The organism is Luteimonas sp. R10 (genome assembly GCF_045689605.1).
GTDB lineage: Bacteria > Pseudomonadota > Gammaproteobacteria > Xanthomonadales > Xanthomonadaceae > Luteimonas.
Genome location: NZ_CP141262.1, coordinates 3,556,665 through 3,582,711, shown reverse-complemented (window position 1 = coordinate 3,582,711; position 26,047 = coordinate 3,556,665). Strand labels below are relative to the sequence as shown.

Genomic DNA, 26,047 nt, shown 5'->3' with positions numbered 1-26,047 from the left:
TGCTAGCTTTCCGGCGAGCAGGGGAGGGCGGCATCGCAGGATCCGGGTCCCCCACACGGGTCTCCCTGCCGCTACCGGGACTCATCCGGCACGTGCACGCCGTTGTTGCATGGGTTCGGTACTCCGCGGTTCGACGATCATCTACGGTTAGGGGGGACGCCATGATTTCGCAGCATCCGCAATACAAGCTTCTTGCCGCCGCCGTCCTGGCGGCCCTGGTGTCGATGTCGCAGGTCCAGGTCGCGCAGGCGCAGGATGCTCCGCCTCCCGACGATGGGCGCGACGACGAACCCGCCACCTTGGCCACCCTGGTCGTTACCGCGCAGAAGCGCGAGGAAGCGCTGCAGGACGTGCCGATCTCGGTCACGGTGATGGACGAGCAGCTGGTCCGCGACGCCGGCGTGCGCGACATCAAGGACATGCAGGTGCTGGTGCCCGGCCTGACCGTGACCAGCACCCAGAACGAAGCCATCACCACCGCCCGCATCCGCGGCATCGGCACCGTCGGCGACAACGTCGGCCTGGAGTCGTCGGTGGGCGTGGTGATCGACGGCGTGTACCGGCCGCGCAACAGCGTCGGCTTCGGCGACCTGGGCGAGATCGAACGCATCGAGGTGCTCAAGGGCCCGCAGGGCACGGTGTTCGGCAAGAACACCTCGGCCGGCGTCATCAACGTGATGACGCGCCGCCCCAGCTACACCCAGAGCGTCGAGGGCGAGGTCACGGCCGGCAACTACGGCGCGCTCGGCGTGTCGGGTTCCTACAACGACGCCCTGGGGGACAACGCCGCCTTCAGCGTCTACGCGGCCAAGCGCAAGCGCGACGGCTGGATGGACGTGCGCACCGGTGCCGGCCCGCGTACCGATACCGAAGACTACGACCAGAACTACCACACCCTGCGCGGCAAGCTGCTGTTCGAGCCGACCGAGACGCTCGACGTCCAGTTCTCGGCCGACTACACCAGCCGCGAGGAGAACTGCTGCACCGCCGTGCAACTGGTGACCGGCGGCACCGCGCCGATCATCAACGCCCTCGGCGGCGGCGATGCGATCGCGATCCCGGCAGATCCGTACGCGCGGGTCGCCTACAGCAACCGCTCGACCTCGCAGGACATCAAGGACAAGGGCATCTCGGCCCAGGTCGATTGGGAAACGCCGTGGTTCGGCGGCGCCACCCTGACCTCGATCACCGCGCAGCGCGATTGGCAGGCGATCAACGGGCTCGACTACGACTTCACCACCGCCGACATCCTGTACCGCAACGCGGACGCCGACGAGTCGTTCACCGGCTTCGACACCTTCAGCCAGGAACTGCGGCTGACCGGCGCGACCGACCGCTTCGACTGGATGGTGGGCTTCTTCTATTCGGACGAGGACCTGGATCGCACCGAAACCTACCGCATCGGCGCCGCCTACGAGCCGTACCTGTCGACGCTGGTCGGCCAGCAGGTGCTCGGAGGGCTGGCGGCGCAGCTGGCGCCGCTGGGGATCACCGTGGACACCTCGAATCCGGCGACCTTCATGTCGCAGGTCAGCGGCCAGCCGTTCGGCACGAACTTCTCCGGGCTCGGCGCTCTCGACCGCCACGCGCAGAACGCGAAGAGCCAGGCGATCTTCACCAACAACACCTGGCACGCCACCGATGCGCTCGACCTCACGCTCGGCCTGCGCTATACGCGCGAGAAGAAGACGTTGACCTCGGTCTACAGCAATCCGAACGGCAGCATCGGCTGCGGCAGCGTGCTGGCCAATCCGGCCGGCCGGGTCGCGGCGGCGCTGACCGCGCGCGGCGTGCCGATCGCCGCGTTGCCGCCGGAGGTGCAGGCGCAGATCCTGGGCAGCGTGGCGCCGCAGGTGGCGGGCTTCATGTGCCTGCCTTGGGCGAACGCCCTGCACCACGGCCGCACGACCCGTCAGGAGCGCGAGGAGAAGGAGTGGTCCGGTACGCTCAAGGCCGCCTACCGCTGGAACGAGCACCTGATGACCTACGCTTCGGCCGCGCGCGGCTACAAGGGCGGCGGCTTCAATCTCGACCGCGTGCAATCGGCCGACGGGCTGTCCAGCGGCGGGCCCGGCATCACCCCGGTCGCGGACACCTCGTTCCCGGGCGAGTTCGTCGACAGCTACGAACTCGGCGTCCGCACCACCTGGGCCGGCGGCAACCTGCTGGCCAATGCCACGCTGTTCCACCAGACCTACGACGACTTCCAGCTCAACAGCTTCCTCGGCACCAGCTTCGTGGTGCGCTCGATTCCCGAGGTGGTGTCGCAGGGCATCGACACCGAGCTGCTGTGGCAGCCCGCGTCGGTCCGCGGGCTGACGCTGCAGGGCGGGCTGATGTATGCGGACACGCGCTTCGGCGACGATATCCCCGGCGCCGATTTCCAGGCGCCGGGCGGCGCGTTGTACAAGCTGCCGGGTGCGCGCATGCCGTTCGCGCCGTACTGGTCGGGCTCGGGTTCGGCGACCTACGAGCTGGACGTCGGCGATCGGCTGCTGGCGCGGTTCAACATCGGCGCCAAGTACATGTCCGACTTCAACACCGGCTCCGACCTCGATGCCGAGAAGCACCAGGGTGCGTTCACCGTGGTCAACGCGCGCCTGGGCTTCGGCGCCCGCGACCGGCGCTGGATGGTCGAACTGTGGGGCCAGAACATCTTCGACGAGGACTATGTGCAGGTCGGCTTCGACGGTCCGCTGCAGGCGGTCGGCTCGCCGCAGCCGGGCGATCCGCTCAATACCTACAATGCCTTCCTCGGCGCACCGGCGACCTACGGGGTGACGTTCCGGCTGCGCTACTGAGCCCGTTGGGATCGTGCGGGTCCAGACGGCCCGCGCATCCCGGGATGCGCGGGCTTTTCCCTTCGTGGCCACGCCGTCGCCGAAATCGGCTACAAAGGCCTTCCCCCGACTCGAAGCCGCACGATGCAAGTACCCCACGAAGACGCGCTGCGCGCGCAGGCGCAGGCACTCGGCGAACGGCTGCGTGCCGGCCACCACACGCTGGTCACCGCCGAGAGCTGCACCGGCGGCTGGATCGCCAAGGTGGTGACGGACATCGCCGGCTCCTCGGAATGGTTCGACTGCGGCATGGTCGCCTACAGCTACGAGGCCAAGCAGGCGCTGCTCGGCGTGCGACCGCAGACGCTGGACGAGCACGGCGCGGTCAGCCGCGAGACGGCCATCGAAATGGTGTCCGGCGCGCTGGTGAACTCGGGCGCCAGCATCGCGGTGGCGGTGACCGGGATCGCCGGGCCCGGCGGCGGCTCCGAGGACAAGCCGGTCGGCATGGTGTGGATCGCATGGAAGCGCCGCGGGCGCTATCCGAAGGCCGAGGTGTTCCATTTCGACGGCGACCGCGACCAGGTGCGCCGGCAGACGGTGGCGGCGGCGCTGCACGAGCTGGAGGGCTTGCTCGGCTGAGCGATTAGTAGTATTACTACTAATCATGCAGCTGACCGACACCCAACGCGACATCCTGGCGCTGATCGCCGAGCGCATCGAGGCCGAGGGCGTGCCGCCGTCGCAGACCGAGATCGCCCGCGCCTTCGGCTTCGCCGGCGTGCGCGGGGCGCAGTATCACCTGGAGGCGCTGGAGGCCGCGGGCGCCATCGAGCGCGTGCCCGGCCGCGCCCGGGGGATCCGGTTGCGGGTGACCCCGGAAGCGCCGCAACGCAAGCTTCCGTTCGATCCGCCCGGCCCGGACCCGGCGGAGGAAGCGCTGCGGTTGCCGGTGCTGGGCCAGGTCGCCGCGGGCGCGCCGATCGGGGCCGACATCGGGTCCGACGACTACGTGGTGCTCGATCGCGTGCTGTTCTCGCCTTCGCCCGACTACCTGTTGAAGGTGAAGGGCGACTCGATGCGCGACGAGGGCATCTTCGACGGCGACCTGATCGGCGTGCACCGCACGCCGGAGGCCCGCTCCGGGCAGATCGTCGTCGCCCGCATCGACGAGGAGATCACCGTCAAGCTGCTCAAGCTCGGCCGCGACCGCATCCGCCTGCTGCCCCGCAACCCCGACTACGCGCCGATCGAGGTGCTGCCGGAGCAGGACTTCGCCATCGAGGGCCTGTACTGCGGCCTGGTGCGGCCGAACCGGTGAGCCGCCGTGAATCGCCCCCGCGGCATCGTTCTCCGGCATCGAGGCACGGCGTTTTCCGACAGGGCGGCGCGGCCTTCGCCGCTGGAAGCGCGGCTGCCGATCCCGATAATCGTTCATGAGGGCGAGGTCGTCGCAACCCGTGCGACCTGCCACCGCTAGATTGCCCGCCAACCCGAATCAATCACCGCAGAGGATCACCACGATGGACGAGAACAAGAAGCGCGCGCTGTCCGCCGCCCTGACCCAGATCGAGAAGCAGTTCGGCAAGGGTTCGGTGATGCGCATGGGCGACGGCACCGCGCAGGCGGTGGCGTCGATCCCGACCGGCTCGTTGCAGCTCGACATCGCGCTCGGCATCGGTGGCCTGCCCAAGGGGCGCGTGGTCGAGATCTACGGCCCCGAGTCCTCCGGCAAGACCACGCTGACCCTGCAGACGATCGCGCAGTGCCAGAAGGCCGGCGGCACCGCTGCATTCATCGACGCCGAGCACGCGCTGGACCCGGGCTATGCCACCAAGCTGGGCGTCAACATCGACGACCTGCTGGTGTCGCAGCCGGACACCGGCGAGCAGGCGCTGGAGATCGCCGACATGCTGGTGCGCTCCAATGCGGTCGACATGGTGGTGATCGACTCGGTCGCAGCGCTGACGCCCAGGGCGGAGATCGAGGGCGAGATGGGCGACCAGCTTCCCGGCCTGCAGGCGCGGTTGATGAGCCAGGCGCTGCGCAAACTCACCGGCAACATCAAGCGCAGCAACTGCATGGTGTTCTTCATCAACCAGTTGCGCATGAAGATCGGCGTCATGATGCCGGGCCAGAGCCCGGAGACCACCACCGGAGGCAACGCGCTCAAGTTCTATGCCTCGGTGCGCCTGGATATCCGCCGCATCGGCGCGATCAAGAAGGGCGACGAGATCATCGGCAACCAGACCCGCATCAAGGTGGTCAAGAACAAGATGGCGCCGCCGTTCAAGCAGGTCGTCACCGAGATCCTGTACGGCGAGGGCATCAGCCGCGAGGGCGAATTGATCGACATGGGCGTGGAAGCCAAGCTGGTCGACAAGGCCGGCGCCTGGTACAGCTACGGCAAGGAACGCATCGGCCAGGGCAAGGAGAACGCGCGCCAGTACCTGAAGGAGAACCCCGAGGTCGCCGCCAAGCTGGAGGCGGCGTTGCGTGCCCAGTTCGTGCCGGCCGAAGTGAAGCCGGAGGAAAGGAAGGAAGACGTGGAAGAGGACGGTGTCGAGGCCTGAGGTGGCGTCGTCCTGCGTAACCTGTGTGCGGGCAGCCGCCAGGTAGGGCAGGCACAGGCACCGAGACCCGGCTGACGGGAGAACGATGCAGGATCCAGGCTCCGGCGGCCGGCGCAGGTCCCGGCCCGAACCCACCCCGGCGCAGCGTGCGCTGGGATTGCTGGTCCGGCGCGAGCATTCGCGCCGGGAACTCGAGCGCAAGCTGACCGCGCGCGGCGTCGAGGCGGACGAGGCGGCCCGCGCCGTCGAGCGCATGGCCGCCGAGGGCTGGCAGGACGACGCCCGGTTTGCGGTCAGCTTGGCGCGGTCGCGCGTGGCTGCCGGCTACGGGCCGCAACGGATCCGTGCCGAGCTCGAGTCCCACGGGCTCGATGCCGCCACGGTCGAGGCGGCTTTCGCCGCGCTGGCCGAAGACGGCGAGGACGACTGGCGCGGGCGGGCGCAGGCGCTGCTGGAGCGCCGCTTCGGCGATCTCCGCGTCGCCGGCCAGGACCGTCGACGCAAGGCCGCCGAGTACCTGATCCGGCGCGGCTTCGATATCGGCGTCGTGCGGCGCGCGACCGGATTCGACCCCGACGACTGAATACGGGCAGGTGCGGAACACCGCGCGCGGGCCGGGCGCAGCCAGCCGCCCCGCGTCCTGTTAACCTTCTCGTATCGGGTTGTCAGCTCCACGTCGTGGCCGCATTGCGGTCGGGCGCCGGACCGGCGCCCTTCACGTATTGCCGCGCCCACGATGAAAACCACCTCCGATATCCGTCGCCAATTCCTCGAGTTTTTCCGCGACAGGGGCCATACCGTCGTCCCTTCGGCCTCCCTGGTGCCGGGCAACGACCCGACCCTGCTGTTCACCAACTCCGGCATGGTGCAGTTCAAGGACGTGTTCCTGGGCGCGGAGAAGCGCAGCTACGTGCGCGCGACCGACGTCCAGCGCTGTCTGCGCGCCGGCGGCAAGCACAACGACCTCGATTCGGTCGGCTACACCGCGCGCCATCACACCTTCTTCGAGATGCTGGGCAACTGGTCGTTCGGCGACTACTTCAAGAAGGAAGCCATCGCCTGGTCGTGGGAGCTGCTGACCGAGGTCTGGCGACTGCCCCCCGAGCGGCTGCTGGTCACCATCTACCACACCGACGAGGAGGCCCATCGCATCTGGCGCGACGACATCGGCCTGCCGCCGGAGCGAATCATCCGGATCGGAGACAACAAGGGCGCCCCGTACGCCTCCGACAATTTCTGGCAGATGGCCGATACCGGCCCCTGCGGTCCCTGCACCGAGATCTTCTACGACCATGGCGCCGACGTCCCGGGCGGCCCCCCGGGTTCTCCGGAGGAGGACGGCGACCGCTTCATCGAGATCTGGAACCTGGTCTTCATGCAGTTCGACCGCCAGCCCGACGGCACGCTGTCGCCGCTGCCGGCGCCCTGCGTGGATACCGGCATGGGGCTGGAGCGGCTGGCGGCGGTGCTGCAGGGCAAGCACAGCAACTACGAGATCGACCTGTTCCAGACGCTCATCGGCCGTGCGGCCGAACTTACCGGCACCGCCGACCTCGGCAACAAGTCGTTGCGCGTGATCGCCGACCACATCCGCGCCTGCAGCTTCCTGATCGTCGACGGCGTGCTGCCGTCGAACGAGGGCCGCGGCTACGTGCTGCGCAGGATCATCCGCCGTGCGCTGCGCCACGGCTGGATGCTCGGCGTGCGCGAGCCGTTCTTCCACCGCATGCTCGACACCCTCGACATGCTGATGGGCGAGGCCTATCCGGAACTGCGCGCCAAGCGCGAGCTGGTCGAGCGCGCGCTGCGGGCCGAGGAGGAGCGCTTCGCCGAGACCCTCGACGCCGGCATGCGGATCTTCGACGAGATCGCGGCGCGCAGCGGCGGCACCATTCCCGGGGCGGAAGCGTTCCGTCTCTACGACACCTACGGCTTTCCCCTGGACCTCACCGCGGATATCGCCCGCGAGCGTGGCCTGGACGTCGACATCGCCGGCTTCGACGCGGCCATGGCCAGGCAGCGCGAAACGGCACGCGCGGCCGGCAAGTTCGCGTCCGGCGTCGGGCTGCCGGCGGACCTGGTGGCGCAGCTGCGCCCGACCGAGTTCCTCGGTTACGACCGGCTGCAGGCCGGCGGGCTGGAGGTCCTCGCGCTGCTGCGCGACGGTCGCCCGGTGGAATCGATCGCGGCCGGCGAGGACGCCGTCGTGATCCTCGACCGCACCCCGTTCTACGCCGAATCGGGCGGCCAGGTCGGCGATACCGGCGAGCTGGACGGGCAGGGCGTCCGTTTCCGGGTGGAGGACACGCGCAAACTGGCCGGCCAGTTCCACGGCCATGCCGGACGGCTGGAGGCCGGCACGCTCGCACGCGGCGACCATCTGCTGGGCTCCGTCGACGCCGGCCGCCGGGCCGATACCGTGCTCAACCACAGCGCCACCCATCTGCTGCACGGCGCGCTGCGCGGATTGCTGGGCACCCATGTCGCGCAGAAGGGCTCGCTGGTCGCGCCGGACCGGCTTCGCTTCGATTTCTCGCATTTCCAGCCGCTGGCTGCCGAGGAGGTCGCTGAAATTGAACGCCGGGTTAACGCCGAGGTGCGTGCCGACCATGCCGTCCGGATCCGCGAGATGGACATGCAGGAGGCGCTGGACGCCGGCGCCATCGCCCTGTTCGGGGAGAAATACGGCGAGCGCGTGCGGGTGGTGACGATGGGCGATTCGGTCGAGCTGTGCGGCGGCACCCATGTCGGCCGCACCGGCGAGATCGGCCTGTTCAAGCTGGTGTCGGAGGGTGGCGTGTCGGCCGGCGTGCGCCGGGTCGAGGCGCTGACCGGCCAGGCTGCGCTCGAACAGGTCGCCGCCGAGGAGCGGCAGTTGCGGCAGGCGGCCGACCTGCTCGGCGGCACCACCGCCGAGGTCGGCGACAAGCTCCGCGCCTTGCTTGAGCGGCAGAAGCGGATGGAGCGCGAACTCGAGGGGCTGAAGGCCAAGGCGGCCAGCGGTGCCACCAGCCATCTCGCCGAGTCGGCGGTCGAGGTGCAGGGTATCCGGGTGCTGGCGGCACGACTGGAGGGTCTCGATGCCAGGGCGTTGCGGGAAACCGTCGATCGCCTGAAGCAGCAACTGGGCGACGCGGTGGTGGTCCTGGCCGGAGCCAGCCAGGGCAAGGCGGCCCTGGTCGCCGGGGTCAGCGGCGGCGCCTCCGGCCGGATCCGCGCCGGGGAACTCCTGTCGCACGTGGCCGGTCAGATCGGCGGCAAAGGCGGCGGCCGGCCGGATCTGGCCCAGGGCGGCGGCGACGACGGCCCGGCCCTGCTGCAGGCACTGAAAGGCGTGGACCAGTGGGTCTCGGAGCGCCTGACATGACTGCAGCGTGACTTTACACCTATCCGAATGTGACCGGCGGCCGGTATCATGGTCGTTTGTCGTTCCTGATTCCAAGTGCGGAGCTGCGGCTGGAGTGCCGGGTGACCGCCGCTGGTGGATGAACCGCCAGTCCATGGAGAGTTCTCATGTTGATTTTGACTCGACGCGTCGGAGAGACCCTGATGATCGGCGACTCCGTGACGGTGACCGTCCTCGGCGTCAAGGGAAACCAGGTCCGTATAGGAATCACCGCCCCGAAGGACGTCGCGGTTCACCGCGAAGAGATCTATCAGCGCATTCATCGCGGGGAAGGGGGTGACACCCGCGGAGACGACGAAACCGAAAGCTAGGGTTTGCCGCCTTCGAAGCGAGCCGGTATCCTGCGCTCGCGCTTGCGGGCGCAGGATCGATGCAAACGGAGAGTTGCCCGAGTGGCTGAAGGGGCTCCCCTGCTAAGGGAGTATGGGGCTAAACACTCCATCGAGGGTTCGAATCCCTCACTCTCCGCCATCCCTCGGGAATGGCTTCGGGTTCGCGGTTGCGGCCGGGCGGGACGATGCGCAGCTGCGTCGACTCCGTCACCCGACAAGGTCGCCTTTTCGCTGCCACTCCCGTGCCCGCGCAGGGCGGTGCGCAGCGCCGCTTCCGTTCCTCTGCAGGGCCATCGCCGAGGCGGAACGGATTGACGAAACAGCGAGCCGCACTCATAATTTCGCTTCTGCGCGCCCGTAGCTCAGTTGGATAGAGCACCAGGCTACGAACTTGGGGGTCGGAGGTTCGAATCCTTCCGGGCGCGCCATCGAAGACGAGGGCCGATGGGACACCATCGGCCCTTTGTTTTGCGTGCCGTATGCGCATCCCGGACCGGCGCCACGCCTTGCGCAGCGGACCGGGCAATCGTGGAAGGCGTGCGACTCGCCGATGGCTCGCGGCGCGCAGGTCCTGAAAACGGACGCAGGATCCGTGATTCCCACGCCCGCGCCGGGTGCAGGGGCCGTGCGTGCCACGCAGCGCAGGCGCCGGGAAGCGTGCGCCAGGCGGGATTCCCGCCTGCGCCCGGTCGGCGGCATGGCGGGGACGACCGGATCGATCGCGGTCCGCACGCGGGGTATCGTAAGGGCATGAACCAGCTCGTTCCGTCACTGTCGGCCCATGAGCTCGCGGACCTGCGTCGCGCCCGCGAGATGCTGGAAAGTCCCGGCCTCGCCGCGCAGCTGGCCAATGCGGTCGGTGCGCCGATGGAGTACGTGTTCGCCCGGCGACTGCCGGCGCCGGTCACGCGCATGATCCAGTCGTCCACCCGCAAGGCGCTCGAGCAGTCCCTGCGGATGGCGACCGCCACCCTGGATGCGCGAGCGCACAGCAAGCCGGCACGCAACGGTGCGCACACCGCCGCAGTCGCCACCACCGGTGCGGTGGGCGGCGCGTTCGGGCTGTTCGGTCTGGCGCTGGAGCTGCCGTTGACCACGACCGTCATCCTGCGTTCGATCGCCGACATCGCGCGCAGCGAGGGCGAGTCCCTGGACGATCCGGGCGCCACGCTCGCCTGTTTCGAGGTGCTGACGATGGGCGGCAGGAGCACGCGCGACGACGGCGCCGAATCGGGCTACTTCGCCGCGCGTGCGGTGTTGGCGCAACAGGTCGCGGCGGCGGCGGAATACATCGCCGCGCACGGGGTGATGAGCAAGGGCGCGCCGGCGATCGTGCAGGTGTTGGCGGCGATCGCGTCGCGCTTCTCGGTCAACATCAGCCAGAAGATCGCGGTGCAGAGCGTGCCGGTGGTCGGCGCCGTCAGCGGCGCCACGCTCAATATGCTGTTCATGCGGCATTTCCAGCGCATGGCGCGCGGGCACTTCATCGTGCGGCGACTGGAGCGGCGCTACGGCGCGGAAGTCGTGCGCGAGGCCTATGCGGCATCGCGCGAGGGCGTCCGCGTCCAGGTGCGCGACGCCACATCGCATGCCGGCCGGTCGGCGCCGTAGGAGCGGCTCAGCCGCGCTCGATCGACAGATCCCCGACCAGCTTCCGCGCGATCTCCTCGGGTTGCCGCAACCAGGCGAAGTGATCCGCGCGCACCTGCAGGTCGCCGGCGTCCATCGACGTGATCAGCCGCTGCGCCGGGCCCAGCTTCGACAGCAGGAAGCGCAGCGAGGACGCCGGGCACAGCCAGTCGTCGCGCAGGACGATCGCCTGCACCGGGACGGCGACGCGCGACAGTGCCGCCTCGAGATCGACGTCCAGCCCGGCAGCGCCATAGCGGCCGCTGAGCGCGGTGCGCGCCCAGTCCCCGATCACGCCGCGCGCCTCGTTGCCGCCGAAGCCGATGGTCCGCCCCGGCAGCGAGCCGCGGCGCCCGGCCAGCCACGGCAGGAAGCGATACGCGAGCGGCAACCACAGCCGCTGCGGCCGCGGAAACGCGCGCCAGTACGGCGCGCCGCTGGCGACCAGCCAGAGCCGTTGCGCCGCCTGCGGCCGCAGCGCCAGCCGGCAACAGGCGAGCTGGCCGCCGAGGCTGTGGCCGCCGATGAGGCGCTCGACGCCCGGCAGTGCCTGCGCGATCGCGGCCTCGCTGGCCGGCAGGTCGCGCGTCAGCAGCGCGCGGTAGCCCCAGTCGTTCTCGCGGGAGGCGCGCAGGTTGCTGCTGCCGAAGCCGCGCCATTCGTGAAGGAACACCGCGATGCCCTGCGCGGCCAGGGCCTCGGCGAAAGGCAGGTAGTTCCGGGCGGTCACGCCCAGCGCCGGCAGCCACAGCAGCGAGGCGCGCGGTCGTGCCGGCAGCCGCGCCTGCAGCGACCAGCAGTGCCCGTCGTCCGCCTGCAACGGTGTTTCATGCACGCGCACCGTCACTGCGCGGCGCCGATGTGGTCGAGCACCCGCACCTCTCCGCGCCCGGGGCGATAGCCGCCGCGGAGGGCACGATGCACGTAGTCGGTCGCGGCGGCGCAGGCCTCGTACAGCGCAAGCCCGAGGCATAGGTTGGCGGCCACGGCCGAGGCCAGCGTGCAGCCGGTGCCGTGCGCCGAATGCGGCAGGCGCGCATGCGCCAGTTCACGCACGCCGCCCGCATCGGCGAACAGGTCGATCACCACGTCGCCGTCGTCTTCGAGATGGCCACCCTTGAGCAGTACCGCGCCGGGCCCCGCGGCCAGCAGGTCGCGGCAGGCCGCGCGCATCTCGGCGTGATCGGAGATGCGCCGGCCCAGCAGCAATTCGGCCTCGGGCAGGTTCGGCGTGACCAGGGACGCCAGCGGCAGCAGGTCGCGTTTCAGCGTGTCGAGCGCCGCGTCCTCGAGCAACCTGGCGCCGGAGGTGGCCACCATCACCGGGTCGAGCACCACCTGCGGGGGGGCGTGCGCGCGCAGGGCTTCGGAGACGGTCGCGATGATGCCGGCGTTGGCGAGCATGCCCAGCTTGACCGCCGCGATCCGGAAGTCGTCGAAGCAGGCATCGATCTGCGCGCGCAGGAAGTCGGTCGGCGGCGCGTGGACCGCGCTCACGCCCCGGGTGTGCTGCGCGGTCAGCGCCGCGATCGCCGACAGGCCGTGCACCCGATGCGCGGCGAAGGTCTTCAGGTCGGCCTGTATTCCCGCGCCGCCGCCGGAGTCGGAGCCGGCGATGGTCAGTGCGGAGACGATGCGATCGGGCATGGCCGACATTGTGCATGGATCGCGCCGGGGCGTCCGCCGCCGTGCACGGCTGTCGTGGGAGCGACGGAAGTCGCGACGCTTCACAACCTGCCGGCGTCGCGGCTTGACTCGCCGCTCCGCGGCTCGCCCTTCGGGCCGGCTTCGCCGTCAACTCGCTGCGCTCGTTTCGTCGCTCCCACCATGGGGCGCCCTGCCGCCCCGTGCCGCGATGCGTTCCGGCCTGCGCCGGAACGATGGACGACCGCTACGCTCTTCCCGAATCCCGAATCCCGAATCCCGAATCCCGAATCCCGAATCCCGAATCCCGGCCCTCAAAGCACCTCGGACGCGTAGTCCGCCAGCCGCGAGCGCTCGCCGCGCCGCAGGGTGATGTGGGCGCTGTGCTCCCAGGCCTTGAACCGGTCGACCGCGTAGGTCAGGCCCGAGGTGGTCTCGGTCAGGTACGGGGTGTCGATCTGCTCGACGTTGCCCAGGCAGACGATCTTGGTGCCGGGGCCGGCGCGGGTGATCAGGGTCTTCATCTGCTTGGGCGTCAGGTTCTGCGCCTCGTCCAGGATCAGCCAGCGGTTGAGGAAGGTGCGCCCGCGCATGAAGTTGAGCGAGCGGATCTTGATCCGCGAGGCCAGCAGGTCGTTGGTCGCCGCGCGGCCCCAGCTGCCGCCTTCCTGATTGTGGGTGAGCACTTCCAGATTGTCGGTGAGTGCGCCCATCCACGGCGTCATCTTCTCCTCCTCGGTGCCGGGCAGGAAGCCGATGTCCTCGCCGACGCTGACGGTGGCGCGGGTCATGATGATTTCCCGGTACCTTTGCTGGTCCATCGTCTGCGCCAGCCCGGCGGCGAGCGCCAGCAGGGTCTTGCCGGTGCCGGCGGTGCCGAGCAGGGTGACGAAGTCGATTTCCGGGTCCATCAGCGCGTTGAGCGCGAAGTTCTGCTCGCGGTTGCGCGCCAGGATGCCCCAGATCGCATGCTGGCTGCTGCGGTAGTCGTCGACGATCTGCAGCGTGGCCTTGCCGTCCTCGACACGGGCGACGCGGAACTCGGCCTCCTCGTCGCCGGGCAGGTAGAGGTACTGGTTCGGGTGCCAATCGTCCTCCTCGCTCGCGCGCACCTCGTAGTACGTGCGGCCCTTGTCGGTCCAGGACCTGAGATCCTTGCCGTGGCGCTGCCAGAAGTCCTCCGGCAGCGCGTTGGCGCCGGTATAGAGCAGGCTGAAGTCGTCAAGCGCGCGGTCGTTCTCGTAGTCCTCCGAGGCGATGCCGGCGATCGCGGCCTTGATCCGCAGGTTGATGTCCTTGGAGACGAACACCACCGGCAGTTCGACATCCTGCTGCTGCAGCGTCTGGATGGCATGGATGATGTCGTTGTCGGGAATCCGGCCATCGCCGGAGGTGCGCCGCACCTCCAGGGCGCCGGTCTGGAAGCTGAGCCGGCCGATGCTGTCGGCGCCGCGCAGCTGCAACCCTGTCGGGCGCTGCAGGACCAGGCCCGAGGCGATCTTGTCCGTGCCCTGGGCTTCGATCAACTCGTTGATGAAGCGGCTGACCTGGCGCGCGTTGCGGCTCGCCTCCGAGGTGCCCTTCTTGCCGTTGTCGAGTTCCTCGATGACCTGCATCGGCAGGTAGACGTCGTGCTCCTCGAACTTGAACAGCGCGGTGGGGTCGTGCATCAGGACATTGGTGTCGAGCACGTAGATGCGCTTGCCTTTGGTCATCATCGGCTTGGGGATCGCCTGTTGAGGTGGGAACGGCGGGGTAGGGCGGAGCGCGCGCCGCTGCGCGGGCTCCGGGGACTGGAGCAGCGGAGCGAGTACCGCTCTACGGGGGCACCCGAGGCGCGGGGGGCGATCACTTGCCCTGGGCTGCCTTCAGTGCGTCGAGCACGGCCTCGGCGTGGCCGGGCACCTTGACCTTGCGCCACGCCTGCGCGATGCGGCCGTCGGGATCGATCAGGAAGGTACTGCGCTCGATGCCCAGCACCTTGCGGCCGTACATGTTCTTTTCCTTGATCACGTCGAACGCGCGGCACAGCGCCTCGTCCGGGTCGCTGATCAGGGGAAACTTGAATCCCTGCTTGTCGCAGAAGTTGTCGTGCGATTTCACCGAATCGCGGGACACGCCCAGCACGGCCGCGCCACGCCGCTTGAACTTCGGCAGCAGCGCGTTGAAGTCGATTCCCTCGGTGGTGCAGCCCGGCGTCGAGTCCTTGGGGTAGAAGTACAGCACCAGCCACTTGCCGGCATAGTCGGCGAGGCGCGCGGTGGCGCCGCCGGACAACGCCAGCGGCAGCGAACGGGTGGATTCGGGCAGGGACTTGCCGGTCTCGATCATGTGGATGGTGAGTCGTGATTGGTGATTGTTGATTCGTGATTGGACAAAGAACGAAGCGGAACGATCTTAGGATGCGGCTCTTGCGAATCACCAATCACGAATCACCAATCACGGCCCTCAAAACTTCATCGGATCCATGATCGCGTCGAGATTGAGATGGTCGCAGAACTCGAGGAAGTCGTCGCGCAGCGCGGCGATGTGCATGTCGGCGGGCACGCCGATGGTCACCTGCGCCGAGAACATGTCGGCGCCGGTCTGCATCGCCCGGTAGCGCGAGGAGTGCAGGCTCTCGATGGTGATGCCCTGGCGGTCGAAGAAGTCCGCCAGCTGGAACAGGATGCCCGGCTTGTCGGCCGCCACCACCTCGACCACGTAGGGCAGCAGATTCGACTGCACCGGCTTGGCGCCGGTGCGGTACCAGATCAGCTTCAGGCCTTCCTCGCGGTCGAGCCGGGTCAGCATCGCCTCGAGCTTGGCGACCGCGTCCCAGGAACCGGTCGCCAGCGCGGTGACGGAGACGTCGCGGCCGACGGTGGACAGGCGCGCGTCGACGAGGTTGCAGCCGCTGTCGGCGATCCGCCGGCTGACCGTCAGCAACGGCGATTGCGGATGCGTCGTATAGGCGTTGATCAGCAGATGGTTCTCGTTCGGCGCGGGACGGGAAGCGGTGTCGGAATCGGTCAAGGCGGCGTCCGCGAAAAGTCGGGTCTGAACGGCGAGCCGGCCATGGGCCGGATGCCGCGACCAGCATACTTGCCCGTGCTTCGGAGCCGCAAGTAAGATCGGCATCGTCGCGGGTATTCCGGCCGCGCCGGTCCGCGCCGCGGGCACACGAAACCCAGCTGCGCCGGCCGGCGCAGACCCAGAGAACAGCATCTTGCGACTTTCCGGCAGCATCACCGCCCTGGCGACGCCATTCAGCGCCAACGGGGAACTCGACCTCGACGCCTGGCGCCGCCTGCTGCAGCGGCAGCTCGATGGCGGCACCCGGGCCGTCGTGGTCGCCGGTTCGACCGGCGAGGCCGCGGCGCTGTACGAGGCCGAGTACGACACGCTGCTGCGGACCGCGGTGGAAGTGGTGGCCGGGCGCATTCCGGTGCTGGCGGGGACCGGACAGCCGAACACCGCCAAGACGATCGAACAGACGCGCCGCGCCGCGGCATTGGGCGCCGATGCCGCGCTGGTGGTGACGCCGCCCTACGTGCGCCCGACCCAGGCCGGCCTGGCGGCCCACTACCGCGCCGTGGCCGACGACGGCGCGTTGCCGCTGGTGCTCTACAACGTGCCCGGCCGCACCGGCTGCGACCTGCTGCCGGACACCGTCGCCGACCTGGCGGCGCACGCGCGCATCGTCGCGGTGAAGGAGGCGCGCGACGAGCCGGAGCGAATGCAGGCGCTGCTGGCGTTGAGGTCCGATGCGTTCGCGGTACTGAGCGGCGACGATCCGACCGCCGCCCGGGCCATGCTCGCCGGCGCCGACGGGGTGATCTCGGTCGTGTCGAACATCGCCCCCTGCGCGTTCCGCCGCTTGGCCGACCTGGCGCTGGCAGGCGACGAGGCCGAGGCGCGGGCGCTGGATGCACGGCTGCAGCCGCTCTACCGTTTCGCCATGGTCGAGCCCAACCCGATCCCGATCAAGGCGCTGCTCGCCCGCGCCGGCCTCGGCCACGGCCTGCGCCTGCCGTTGACGCCGCTGGCGTCCATGCATGCCGACGCCGTAGAACGCGTCGCCGCCGCGGTCGACGAACTCGAACGCGCCTGCCGCGATACACTCGCGGCCTGATCCCAGGAGACACCGATGTTCCAGACCCGTCCCGTGTTCCGCACCACCGTCCTGCTCGCGCTGGCCGTCGCCGTGCTGGCGGCCTCCGGCTGCCGCTGGTTCCGCAAGGAGAACGCGCTCTACGCGCAGAGTGCGGAAAGCCGGCCGCTCGAAGTGCCGCCGGACCTCGACCGCCCCGCCGGCGACGCGTCGATGGCGTTGCCCGAGGCGCCGCAATCGGTGACCCGGTCGTCGATGACGCCGGCGCGGCAGCCGCAGGGCGCCAGCGCCACCGGCTTCACCGTGGCCGGCGAGCGCGACCAGGTCTTCGCCCGCGTCGGCGAGGTGCTCGAGGCCACGCCGGGGCTCACGATCTCCAGCCGCGCGCAGATCCTGGGGAGCTACGACGTCTCCTACGAAGGCGACAACTTCCTGGTGCGCATCAGCCAGTCCGGGGAGAACGCCTATGTCTCCGCGGTGGATCCGCGCGGGCAGCCGGCTTCCGGCGAGGGCGCGACCAAGCTGATCGCCGCGCTGCGCGCGGAACTGGGCGGCTGAGCTCGCGAGCCGCCGGAACGACACCGAACGGGCGCCGGCGGAGCGCCCGTTCTCCTTTCGGAGAGCAGCGGATTCACCCGTAGAGCGGAGCTCGCTCCGCTGCTTCCGGCACCGACCCGCGCAGCCGAGCAAGCTCGGCTCTACGGCAGGACGGCACCGCCCGGACCGACGACCGGGAGACCCCAATGGGAGCGCGCCGTGCGCTCGATGCCCGCGGGGGGGGCGATCGGGGCGAGGCCGGAAAAACGACGGCGCCACCGCACGAGGGCGGTGACCGCCGCGCGGGGGTCAGCGTTCCAGCAGCGGCAGCTTGTCCGGCTTGCCTTCCCATTCCTTGGCATCGGGCAGGCCGTCCTTGCGGGTGGTGATCACCGGCCAGTCCTTCGACAGCTCGGCGTTGAGCGCGACGAACGCCTCCTGGCCGGCCGGCACGTCGTCCTCGGGGTAGATGGCGTTGATCGGGCATTCCGGCTCGCACAGGGTGCAGTCGATGCACTCGTCGGGATCGATCACCAGGAAATTCGGGCCCTCGTGGAAGCAGTCGACCGGGCACACCTCCACGCAGTCGGTGTACTTGCACTTGATGCAGTTCTCGGTGACGACGAAGGGCATGGACAGCGATCCTCGAAAACGTTCCTGTGGTGTGCGCGCAGTGTAATCCAGGGCGCCGACGCACGCCGCAAACGACGGTTTCGCTTGCCGCCCGCGTCGGTCGGCCCAAAGAAAAACCCGGCCGGAGCCGGGTCTTCTGCGCCATCCGCGCCTTGCTGCGGATGCCTGCGGCATATGGCGCTCCCTACGGGATTCGAACCCGTGTTTTAGCCTTGAGAGGGCCACGTCCTAGGCCTCTAGACGAAGGGAGCTGGGGGGCGGCCCGGGGGCCACCGGCTGGACGGCCGGCTCGCAGCGACCGGATCGGCCGCGCAGCTTGCTAGTATAGCAGGACAATGGGCAATGCAGCACCGGTCGACGGCCGGAACGACGCCCGGCCGCCTCTCACCTGAATTCTAGATGCCGACCCAGAACAACACCGCATTGACCGGGCTGCGCAGCATCCCGCGCGACCAGCACCCCATCTCCCGCAAGGGCATCAGTCCCAACGCCCTGCGCGTGCTCTATCGTCTGCGCGAGGGCGGCCACGAGGCCTACCTGGTCGGCGGCGCCGTGCGCGACCTGTTGGTCGGCTTGCAGCCCAAGGACTTCGACGTCGCCACCGACGCCACCCCCGAGCAGGTCAAGGCGCTGTTCCGCAACTGCCGGCTGATCGGGCGCCGCTTCCGCCTGGCGCACGTGGTGTTCGGGCGCGAGATCATCGAGGTGGCGACCTTCCGCGCCAACGTCGACGACGGCAGCGGCGACCGCGAGACCCACGCCGGCGGGCGGCTGCTGCGCGACAACGTCTACGGCACGATCGAGGACGATGCGGTGCGCCGCGACTTCACCGCCAACGCGCTGTACTACGCGATCGAGGACTTCTCGGTGCGCGACTACACCGGTGGGTTCGAGGACGTGCAGAATCGGGTGATGAAGTTGATCGGCGATCCCGAGCTGCGCTATCGCGAGGATCCGGTGCGGATGCTGCGCGCGGTGCGGCTGGCCGCCAAGCTCGGCTTCAGCATCGATCCGGACAGCGCCGCGCCGATCCCGCACCTGGCCTCGCTGCTGGCGGAGGCGGCGCCGGCGCGGCTGTTCGAGGAATGCCTGAAGCTGTTCCTGTCCGGGAATGCCGAGGCCAGTTTCCTCGGCCTGGAGCGGCACGGCCTGTTGCCGGCGCTGCTGCCGGAATCGGCGGCGGCAATGGCCGCCAACCGCAGCGGTGCGCTGCGCCGCATGCTGCTGGAAGGCCTGCACAACACCGATGCCCGCGTCGCCGTGGACGAGCCGGTTTCGCCCGCGTTCCTGTTCGCGCTGCTGCTGTGGCCGGCGTACTGCCGTGCGCTGATGGCGCTGCAGGCCGAAGGCGTGCACGCGGCCGAGGCGCAGCGCCGCGCCGCCGACCGCGTCACCGTGCACCAGCTCACCACGGTGGCGCTGCCGCGCCGGTTCTCGCTGCCGATGCAGGAGATCTGGCTGCTGCAGTCGCGGTTCCCGCTGCGCCAGCGCAAGCGGGTGGTGCGCACGCTGTCGCATCCGCGCTTCCGCGCCGCGTTCGACTTCCTGGTGCTGCGGCAGAGCGCGTCCGACGACCACGCCGAGGATGTCGCCTTCTGGCGCGAGGCGCAGCAGGACCCGGACCACGCCATCGCCGCCCACCCGGCGGACGCCGAGGCGGGGACCGAAGAGGGCGCCGCGCCGCGCAAGCGCCGCCGCCGGCGGCGTTCCGCGGCGGCGGAATGAACCGGCCGGCCGTCGCCTGCGTCGGCCTCGGCGGCAACCTGGGCGATGTCGCGGCTACGCTGCGTGCGGCGATCGCGGCGCTGGCGGCGTTGCCGGAGACGCGCCTGCTGCGGGCATCGCGTTTCTACCGCACCCCGCCCTGGGGCGTGGAGGCGCAGCCCGGTTTCGTCAACGCCGCGGTGGCGCTGGAGACCGGGCTCGCCGCGCGGACGCTGCTCGACGGGCTGCTGCGGATCGAGCGCGATTCCGGCCGCGTCCGCGACGCCGACGACCGCTGGGGACCGCGCACGCTCGACCTGGACCTGCTGCTGTACGGCGCGGCCGTCGTCGACGAGCCCGGCCTGCGCGTGCCGCACCCGCACCTGCACGAGCGCGCATTCGCCCTGATACCGCTGCTGGACGTGCTGCCGGACGCCGTGATCCCGGGTATCGGCCCGGCCCGTGAAGCGCTTGCCGGGCTGGATGCGGTCGTTATCGAACCGCTGTAGCGCGACTCCGCAATCGTCGCACGAGCAGCGTAGGAGCGGCTTCAGCCGCGACCGGGCGCGTGCCGGCCGCAGATGTGCTCTGCCGTTGTTCGCCTTCGCAACGCGCGGCGGCGCGTTCGTCATCGCCGCCGCCCAAGGGGCTGCCTGGCGCGGCGCGCCAGCGGTTAAGCTAGGCGAATGACGACCGCCGCCAGTCCGTTGACCGTTCCCGGCCTCGCCGCCGCCCGGCGCGAAGGCCGCAAGCTGGCGATGCTGACCGCCTACGACGCCGGCTTCGCGCGCGCCTGCGACGCGGGCGGCGTCGACCTGGTGCTGGTCGGCGATTCGCTCGGCATGGTGGTGCAGGGCCAGGCTTCCACACTGCCGGTCACCGTCGACGACATCGCCTACCACACCCGTTGCGTCGCGCGCGGGCTGTCGCGCGCGCTGCTGGTCGCCGACCTGCCGTTCCAGGCCGACGCCACGCCCGGGCGTGCGCTCGATGCCGCCACCCGCCTGCTGCAGGCCGGCGCCGGCATGGTCAAGCTCGAGGGCGCCGGCCACAAGCTCGAGACGATCCGATTCCTGGTCGAGCGCGAGATCCCGGTCTGCGGCCATCTCGGCCTCACGCCGCAGTCGGTGCTGCGCTTCGGCGGCTTCCGGGTGCAGGGACGCGAAGACGCGGCCGCCGCCAGGCTGCGCGAGGACGCGCTGGCCGTCGCCGCGGCCGGCGCCGCGCTGCTGGTGCTCGAGTGTGTGCCTTCGCCGCTGGCGTCGGCGATCACCGCGGCCAGTCCCGTGCCGACCATCGGCATCGGCGCCGGCGCCGGCTGCGACGGCCAGGTGCTGGTGCTGCACGATTTCCTCGGCCTGGAGAGCGGCCACCGGCGGCCGAAGTTCGTCAAGGATTTCCTGGCCGAGGGCGGATCGGTGAAGGGCGCGGTGCAGGCCTACGTGGCCGCGGTGCGCGACGGATCGTTTCCCGGTGAGGAGCACGCCTACGCATGAGTGCGTTCTTGCCACGGCTCGACGCGGATGAACGCGGGCCATGCCGGGCGGCCGATGCCGCTCGCCCCTGCAGGAGGGGCTTCAGCCCCGACCGCAACGTCGAATCGAAACTTTGAGCCGAAATCCTTTCCGCAGGCGGGCAGCGATGCAGGCACCCTCATCCGCTTTGTTCTTGTCTGCGTCCGTCCGCGTCGATCCGTGGCATAAGAGCCTTCCAAAGTCCCCCGACACATGATCGAAACCGTCACCGAACTCGATGGCCTGCGCGCGCGCATCGCCGCTTGGAAGCGCGAAGGCCTGCGCATCGGCTTCGTGCCGACCATGGGCAACCTGCACGCCGGACACTACTCGTTGGTACGGCTCGCACGCGATCATGCCGATCGCGTGGTCGCCAGCGTGTTCGTCAATCCCACCCAGTTCGGTCCCGGCGAGGACTTCGAGCGCTACCCGCGTACCCCGAAGCAGGATGCCGCGGGGCTCGAGGCGGCCGGCTGCGATCTCGTCTGGCAGCCGTCGGTGGCAACGATGTATCCGTTCGGTACCGAGCATGCGGTGCGCATGCGCGTGCCCGGCGTCACCGAGATGCTCGACGGCGCCCATCGCCCGGGCCACTTCGACGGCGTCTGCACGGTGGTATCGCGGCTATTCCACCAGGTGCAGCCGGATGTGGCCGCGTTCGGCCGCAAGGACTACCAGCAGCTGGCGGTGATCCGCCATCTGGTCCGCGACCTCGCGTTCCCGTTGCGGTTGCTTGCCGGCGACACCGTGCGCGAAGCGGACGGGCTGGCCATGAGTTCGCGCAACCAGTATCTGTCGGAAGCGGAACGCAGCGTTGCGCCGGAACTGCATCGCGCCCTGCTGGCGATGCGCGATGCTGCGTGGGCGGGTGAACCGCGGATGTCGGTGGAAGCTGCCGCGCACGCGCGCCTGCAGGCGGCCGGCTTCCAGGTCGACTATGCGGTGATCCGCACGCCGGCACTGGCCGAACCGGAAGCGGGCACCGACGGCGCACGGGTCGCTTTGGTGGCGGCGCGGCTGGGTGCGACGCGGCTGATCGACAACCTCGAGTTCGAACTGCCGCCCGGCTGAGGCGCGCGGGAGCGACGGGGTTCTTCGACGGTTTCCTGAACTTGCGCCCCGCCTATGTTGCGATGCAGAAAATCGCCCCTATACTTCCGGAATCAGCGGATTTCCGCGCCCTGACAGCCGCGATCCGGCGAGCGATGCCATGCACCTGACCCTGCTCAAAGCCAAGATCCACCGCGCCACGGTGACCCACGCCGAGCTGCACTACGAGGGCTCGTGCGCCATCGACGGGCGCCTGCTCGAGATCTCCGGCATCCGCGAGTACGAGCGCGTGGAGATCTACAACATCAACAACGGCGAGCGCTTCGCGACCTACGCGATCCGCGCCGAGGCCGGCAGCGGCATCATCTCGGTCAACGGCGCGGCCGCGCACAAGGCGCAACCCGGCGACCTGGTGATCATCTGCGCCTACGGCGCCTGCGACGAGGCCGAGGCCGCGCAGTTCAAGCCGACCCTGGTCTACGTCGACCGCCAGAACCGGCTGACCCACACCAACGATTCGATCCCGGCGCAGGCGGCCTGAGCATGACGGCAGCGCAGCGGCTCACCGGTTCGCTGGCGCCGCACGCGCAGCGCCTGTCCTCGGTCCGGATCGCCGAACTGGTCGCCGCCGATCCGGCGCGCGCCGCCGACCTGTCGCTGCGCGTCGGCCCGCTCTACGCCAACTTCTCGCGCCAACGCATCGACCGCGATGCGCTCGATGCGCTGCTGCGGCTGGCCGACGCCTGCGCATTGCCGCAGGCGTTCCGCGCGCTGTTCGACGGCGAACGGGTCAACGTTTCGGAAGACCGTCCCGCCCTGCACGTCGCGCTGCGCTCGGTGCTGGGCGCCGGCGCCGTCGCCCGCGACGCGCAGGCGCAGGCGGCGCAGGCACGCGCGCGGATGGCGAAGCTGGTCGACGACCTGGTCGCCTCCGACGTGACCGACATCGTCAACGTCGGCATCGGCGGCTCCGACCTCGGCCCGCGCCTGGTCGCCGACGCGCTGAAGGACGCGCACAGCGGGCGCTTCCGCGTGCATTTCCTCACCAACGTCGACGGCAGCGACGCGCAGCACAGGCTGCGCGGGCTGGATCCCGCACGCACCGCGGCGATCCTGGTGTCGAAGAGTTTCGGCACCCAGGAGACCCTGCTCAACGGGAAGATCCTGAAGGACTGGCTCGGCGGCGGCGAACGCCTGTACGCGGTCAGCGCCAACGTGCCGAAGGCGGAAGCATTCGGCGTCGCGGCCGAACGCGTGCTGCCGATGTGGGACTGGGTGGGCGGACGCTACTCGCTGTGGTCGGCGGTCGGCTTCGCGATCGCGCTCGCCGTCGGCATGCCGCGCTTCGAGGAGCTGCTGGCCGGCGCCGCGGAGATGGACGCGCACGCGCTGCAGGCGGCGCCGGAACGCAACCTGCCGATCCTGCACGCGCTCTTCGCGGTATGGAACCGCAACGCGCTCGGCCTGCACACCCATGCGGTGCTGCCCTACGACGAGCGCCTGGCGCTGCTGCCGGCCTACCTGCAGCAGCTGGTGATGGAAAGCCTGGGCAAGTCGGTGACGCCGGCCGGGCAGCCCGCCGGCGTCGACACGGTGCCGGTGCTGTGGGGCGGGGCGGGCACCAACTCGCAGCACAGCTTCTTCCAGGCCCTGCACCAGGGCACGCAGACGGTGCCCGCGGACTTCATCGGCGTGGTCAATCCCGACCATGCCTATGCCGAGAACCACGCTGCGCTGCTGTCCAACCTGCTGGCGCAGACCGAGGCGCTGGCCAACGGCCATTCGGATGGCGACCCGCAGAAGACCTACCCCGGCAACCGGCCGTCGACGCTGCTGTTGCTCGACGCGCTCACGCCGGGGTCGCTGGGCGCACTGATCGCGCTGTACGAGCACAGCGTCTACGCGCAGTCGGTGCTCTGGGGCGTCAACGCCTTCGACCAGTGGGGCGTGGAGCTGGGCAAGCGCATCGCCGGCGAGCTGTTGCCGGCCGTACGCGGCGAGACCACGCAAGTCTCCGATCCCGTCACCCGCGCACTGCTGGCCGAGATCTCCCGCCGCCGCTCCGGCGGATGAGCGGCGGCACCCGCATCCGCCACGCCGAGCCGGGCGATGCCGCCGGCCTGCATGCACTGTTTTCCGCGCGCGACGCCTACGCCGCGACGCTGCAGAAGGCCATGCGCGTGGTGACGCGCTGCGCGATGGCGCCTATGTCGACGTCTACCTGATGGCGGGATTGGCCGGCTTCTCGTAAGCGACGCTCACCGAGGCGTCTCGCTGCATCGCCTGCATCCGCGCCTTTGCTTGTGGGAGCGACGGAAGTCGCGACAGGTAATGAAAGCCCGGCGGCGGCCGGTTCTCGCGTCGCTCCCACGAAGTGGGGCCAAATCCCCGAGCGCGGGCCGCTCTCACGAAGCGGGGCTAAGGCGTCTCGCTGCATCGCCTGTATCCGTCTTTGTTTGTGGGAGCGACGGAAGTCGCGACAGGTAATGAAAGCCCGACGGCGGCCGGTTCTCGCGTCGCGACTTCCGTCGCTCCCACGAAGTGGGGCTAAATCCCCGAGCGCGGGTCGCTCTCACGAAGCGGGGCTGAAGCGGGGCTAAGGCGTCTCGCTGCATCGCCTGCATCCGCCTTTGTTTGTGGGAGCGACGGAAGTCGCGACAGGTAGTGAAAGTCCGGCGGCGGCCGGTTCTCGCGTCGCGACTTCCGTCGCTCCCACGAAGTGGGGCCAAGTCGCCCGAGCGCGGGTTGTTGGTCGGTGTGCGCCAAGTACGGGGCCGACGCTTGTTTCGGTAGCCACGCATGCGCCGTGGACGGAGATGCCCATCCGCGACGGCAGATGCGTCAACGAGCGCAATCGGCGGTCTCGCGATGGCGCGCCAGCGCCCAGTGCACGTGCTCGCGCACCAGGTCGTCGGGCTCGTCCGCGCGCGAACGCAGCGCGGCGACCACCTCGGGCGTGGTCGGGGCGTTGCCCAGCGCCACCGCGATATTGCGCAGCCAGCGCCGGTGGCCGCTGCGGCGGATCGCCGTGCCTTCGGTGCGGCGCAGGAACTCGTCCTCGTCCCAGGCGAACAGGTCCGCCAGCGTGGCCGTGTCGAGATCGTTGCGGGCGCGGAAGTCCGGCTCGTCGCTGCGCCTGGCGAACTTGTTCCAGGGACAGACCAGCTGGCAGTCGTCGCAGCCGAAGATGCGGTTGCCGATCGCCGGGCGCAGGCCTTCCGGAATCGCGCCGTCGTGCTCGATGGTGAGATAGCTGATGCAGCGGCGCGCATCGAGCCGGTGCGGGGCGACGATCGCCCGGGTTGGGCAGATGTCGATGCAGCGTATGCAGCTGCCGCAGTGGGCGCTGGCCGGGGCGTCGACCGGCAGCGGCAGGTCGACGTAGAGTTCGCCGAGGAAGAACCAGGAACCGCCGTCGCGATCGATCAGGCAGGTGTGCTTGCCGATCCAGCCGAGCCCGGCGTTGCGCGCCAGCGCGCGCTCGAGCACCGGCGCCGAGTCGACGAACACGCGGTGGCCGAACGGCCCGATCTCTTCCGCGACGCGGTCGGCCAGCTTCTGCAGCCGCTGGCGCATCAGCTTGTGGTAGTCGCGACCGAGGGCGTAGCGGGCGACGTAGGCGCGCTCGCCGTCGGCCAGCGTGCGCCAGCTCTCGCCGTCATCGTCGCGGCCGTAGTCGAGGCCGACCGAGATCACCCGCACCGTCCCGGGCACCAGTTCCTGCGGCCGCGAGCGCTTGTCGCCGTGCCGGGCCATCCAGTCCATCGAGCCGTACAGCCCCCGCGCCAGCCAGTCGCGCAGGTGGGCCTCGTCCTCGCCCAGTTCGATGCCGGCGATGCCGCAGCGCTGGAAACCGGCCTCGCGCGCGAGCGCGCGGATCCGCGCCGCGAGGGCGGCGGGATCGGCCCGGCGGGCCTGCGTGGGCGCGTGGGAAGGCATCCGGCTATTGTAGAGCGGGCGCCGTTTCATCGTCCCCGCGAGGGGAGTTGCCTCCTGATTGCGATTCAGGACGGACGTTCTGGCGATGTGCGGTCGAGAGTGCAGTGTTGGTCACGGATCAACGCGGACAAGCGCATCGGTCGGTGGTCGACCTATCCGCGTTCATCCGCGTCGATCCGTGGCTGAACCGTCTTTCGCGCCGCCTGGGCCGCG

24 protein-coding genes and 3 tRNA genes are annotated in these 26,047 nt (G+C 69.8%); 19 read left to right on the top strand and 8 right to left on the bottom strand.

The window, feature by feature from the left end; translation table 11 throughout:
• The first annotated feature begins 161 nt into the window (after positions 1 to 161).
• The 10 genes from U3649_RS15555 to U3649_RS15510 all read left to right on the top strand — a co-directional run bounded on the left by U3649_RS15555 (position 162) and on the right by U3649_RS15510 (position 10,702).
• Positions 162 to 2,801 (top strand): TonB-dependent receptor, encoded by a 2,640-nt coding sequence (locus tag U3649_RS15555; RefSeq protein WP_407352212.1) that lies wholly within the window; start codon positions 162 to 164, stop codon positions 2,799 to 2,801.
• 123 nt (positions 2,802 to 2,924) lie between these two features.
• Positions 2,925 to 3,422, top strand: a complete 498-nt coding sequence (locus U3649_RS15550) for a CinA family protein (protein WP_407352211.1) — start codon at positions 2,925 to 2,927, stop codon at positions 3,420 to 3,422.
• 25 nt (positions 3,423 to 3,447) lie between these two features.
• Positions 3,448 to 4,101 carry a transcriptional repressor LexA gene (lexA, locus tag U3649_RS15545; protein WP_407352210.1) on the top strand — a complete coding sequence of 218 codons (654 nt, stop codon included), beginning with the start codon at positions 3,448 to 3,450 and terminating at the stop codon, positions 4,099 to 4,101.
• 202 nt (positions 4,102 to 4,303) lie between these two features.
• Positions 4,304 to 5,353: a recombinase RecA gene (gene recA / locus U3649_RS15540; RefSeq protein ID WP_407352209.1), complete on the top strand. Its 1,050-nt coding sequence runs from the start codon at positions 4,304 to 4,306 to the stop codon at positions 5,351 to 5,353.
• Between the two features lie 85 nt (positions 5,354 to 5,438).
• Positions 5,439 to 5,936 (top strand): regulatory protein RecX, encoded by a 498-nt coding sequence (locus U3649_RS15535; protein ID WP_407352208.1) that lies wholly within the window; start codon positions 5,439 to 5,441, stop codon positions 5,934 to 5,936.
• A 153-nt stretch (positions 5,937 to 6,089) separates the two neighbouring features.
• Positions 6,090 to 8,720: an alanine--tRNA ligase gene (alaS, locus tag U3649_RS15530; protein ID WP_407352207.1), complete on the top strand. Its 2,631-nt coding sequence runs from the start codon at positions 6,090 to 6,092 to the stop codon at positions 8,718 to 8,720.
• Positions 8,721 to 8,866: 146 nt separating this feature from the next.
• Entirely contained in the window at positions 8,867 to 9,070 is a 204-nt protein-coding gene (gene csrA, locus U3649_RS15525) for a carbon storage regulator CsrA (protein ID WP_407352206.1), read from the top strand.
• A 67-nt stretch (positions 9,071 to 9,137) separates the two neighbouring features.
• A tRNA-Ser gene (locus U3649_RS15520) sits at positions 9,138 to 9,230 on the top strand.
• A gap of 212 nt (positions 9,231 to 9,442) precedes the next feature.
• A tRNA-Arg gene (locus U3649_RS15515) sits at positions 9,443 to 9,519 on the top strand.
• A gap of 322 nt (positions 9,520 to 9,841) precedes the next feature.
• A complete protein-coding gene (locus U3649_RS15510) occupies positions 9,842 to 10,702 on the top strand; it encodes an EcsC family protein (RefSeq protein WP_407352205.1) in 861 nt (286 codons plus the stop codon).
• Between the two features lie 7 nt (positions 10,703 to 10,709).
• Here the strand turns inward: U3649_RS15510 and U3649_RS15505 are convergent, their stop codons facing one another.
• The 5 genes from U3649_RS15505 to U3649_RS15485 form a co-directional block, all read right to left on the bottom strand.
• Positions 10,710 to 11,555: an alpha/beta fold hydrolase gene (locus tag U3649_RS15505; protein ID WP_407352204.1), complete on the bottom strand. Its 846-nt coding sequence runs from the start codon at positions 11,553 to 11,555 to the stop codon at positions 10,710 to 10,712.
• Positions 11,556 to 11,563: 8 nt separating this feature from the next.
• On the bottom strand, positions 11,564 to 12,367 hold the full coding sequence (thiD, locus tag U3649_RS15500; RefSeq protein ID WP_407352203.1) for a bifunctional hydroxymethylpyrimidine kinase/phosphomethylpyrimidine kinase: 804 nt from the start codon (positions 12,365 to 12,367) through the stop codon (positions 11,564 to 11,566).
• Between the two features lie 311 nt (positions 12,368 to 12,678).
• The gene (locus tag U3649_RS15495; RefSeq protein ID WP_407352202.1) at positions 12,679 to 14,079 is read right to left on the bottom strand and encodes a PhoH family protein; all 1,401 of its coding nucleotides are present in this window, start codon (positions 14,077 to 14,079) and stop codon (positions 12,679 to 12,681) included.
• Between the two features lie 133 nt (positions 14,080 to 14,212).
• Positions 14,213 to 14,695: a peroxiredoxin gene (locus U3649_RS15490; RefSeq protein ID WP_407352201.1), complete on the bottom strand. Its 483-nt coding sequence runs from the start codon at positions 14,693 to 14,695 to the stop codon at positions 14,213 to 14,215.
• Between the two features lie 117 nt (positions 14,696 to 14,812).
• A complete protein-coding gene (locus U3649_RS15485; protein ID WP_407352200.1) occupies positions 14,813 to 15,379 on the bottom strand; it encodes a glycine cleavage system protein R in 567 nt (188 codons plus the stop codon).
• A 193-nt stretch (positions 15,380 to 15,572) separates the two neighbouring features.
• Here U3649_RS15485 and dapA point away from each other — a divergent pair, with 193 nt between their 5' ends.
• Positions 15,573 to 16,478, top strand: coding sequence for a 4-hydroxy-tetrahydrodipicolinate synthase (dapA, locus tag U3649_RS15480; RefSeq protein WP_407352199.1), 906 nt, complete (start codon positions 15,573 to 15,575; stop codon positions 16,476 to 16,478).
• A gap of 15 nt (positions 16,479 to 16,493) precedes the next feature.
• On the top strand, positions 16,494 to 17,015 hold the full coding sequence (locus U3649_RS15475; RefSeq protein ID WP_407352198.1) for a hypothetical protein: 522 nt from the start codon (positions 16,494 to 16,496) through the stop codon (positions 17,013 to 17,015).
• Positions 17,016 to 17,303: 288 nt separating this feature from the next.
• Here the strand turns inward: U3649_RS15475 and fdxA are convergent, their stop codons facing one another.
• Together fdxA and U3649_RS15465 are read right to left on the bottom strand one after the other, a co-directional pair.
• Complete coding sequence (fdxA, locus tag U3649_RS15470) at positions 17,304 to 17,627, bottom strand: ferredoxin FdxA (RefSeq protein WP_149196480.1); 324 nt, start codon at positions 17,625 to 17,627, stop codon at positions 17,304 to 17,306.
• A 175-nt stretch (positions 17,628 to 17,802) separates the two neighbouring features.
• Positions 17,803 to 17,878, bottom strand: a tRNA-Glu gene (locus U3649_RS15465).
• A 148-nt stretch (positions 17,879 to 18,026) separates the two neighbouring features.
• On the opposite strand from U3649_RS15465, the gene pcnB reads away from it, so the two are divergent.
• The 7 genes from pcnB to U3649_RS15430 all read left to right on the top strand — a co-directional run bounded on the left by pcnB (position 18,027) and on the right by U3649_RS15430 (position 24,120).
• Positions 18,027 to 19,352, top strand: coding sequence for a polynucleotide adenylyltransferase PcnB (gene pcnB / locus U3649_RS15460; protein ID WP_407352197.1), 1,326 nt, complete (start codon positions 18,027 to 18,029; stop codon positions 19,350 to 19,352).
• Positions 19,349 to 19,840 carry a 2-amino-4-hydroxy-6-hydroxymethyldihydropteridine diphosphokinase gene (gene folK, locus U3649_RS15455; protein ID WP_407352196.1) on the top strand — a complete coding sequence of 164 codons (492 nt, stop codon included), beginning with the start codon at positions 19,349 to 19,351 and terminating at the stop codon, positions 19,838 to 19,840. Before pcnB ends, folK begins: the two co-directional genes overlap by 4 nt.
• Positions 19,841 to 20,017: 177 nt before the next feature.
• The gene (gene panB, locus U3649_RS15450) at positions 20,018 to 20,827 is read left to right on the top strand and encodes a 3-methyl-2-oxobutanoate hydroxymethyltransferase (RefSeq protein ID WP_407352195.1); all 810 of its coding nucleotides are present in this window, start codon (positions 20,018 to 20,020) and stop codon (positions 20,825 to 20,827) included.
• 231 nt (positions 20,828 to 21,058) lie between these two features.
• Complete coding sequence (panC, locus tag U3649_RS15445; protein WP_407352194.1) at positions 21,059 to 21,916, top strand: pantoate--beta-alanine ligase; 858 nt, start codon at positions 21,059 to 21,061, stop codon at positions 21,914 to 21,916.
• Between the two features lie 139 nt (positions 21,917 to 22,055).
• A complete protein-coding gene (gene panD, locus U3649_RS15440; RefSeq protein WP_407352193.1) occupies positions 22,056 to 22,436 on the top strand; it encodes an aspartate 1-decarboxylase in 381 nt (126 codons plus the stop codon).
• Between the two features lie 2 nt (positions 22,437 to 22,438).
• A complete protein-coding gene (pgi, locus tag U3649_RS15435; RefSeq protein ID WP_407352192.1) occupies positions 22,439 to 23,968 on the top strand; it encodes a glucose-6-phosphate isomerase in 1,530 nt (509 codons plus the stop codon).
• On the top strand, positions 23,965 to 24,120 hold the full coding sequence (locus tag U3649_RS15430; RefSeq protein ID WP_407352191.1) for a hypothetical protein: 156 nt from the start codon (positions 23,965 to 23,967) through the stop codon (positions 24,118 to 24,120). Before pgi ends, U3649_RS15430 begins: the two co-directional genes overlap by 4 nt.
• Positions 24,121 to 24,736: 616 nt before the next feature.
• Here the strand turns inward: U3649_RS15430 and queG are convergent.
• Positions 24,737 to 25,834: a tRNA epoxyqueuosine(34) reductase QueG gene (gene queG / locus U3649_RS15425; protein ID WP_407352190.1), complete on the bottom strand. Its 1,098-nt coding sequence runs from the start codon at positions 25,832 to 25,834 to the stop codon at positions 24,737 to 24,739.
• Between the last annotated feature and the right edge of the window lie 213 nt (positions 25,835 to 26,047).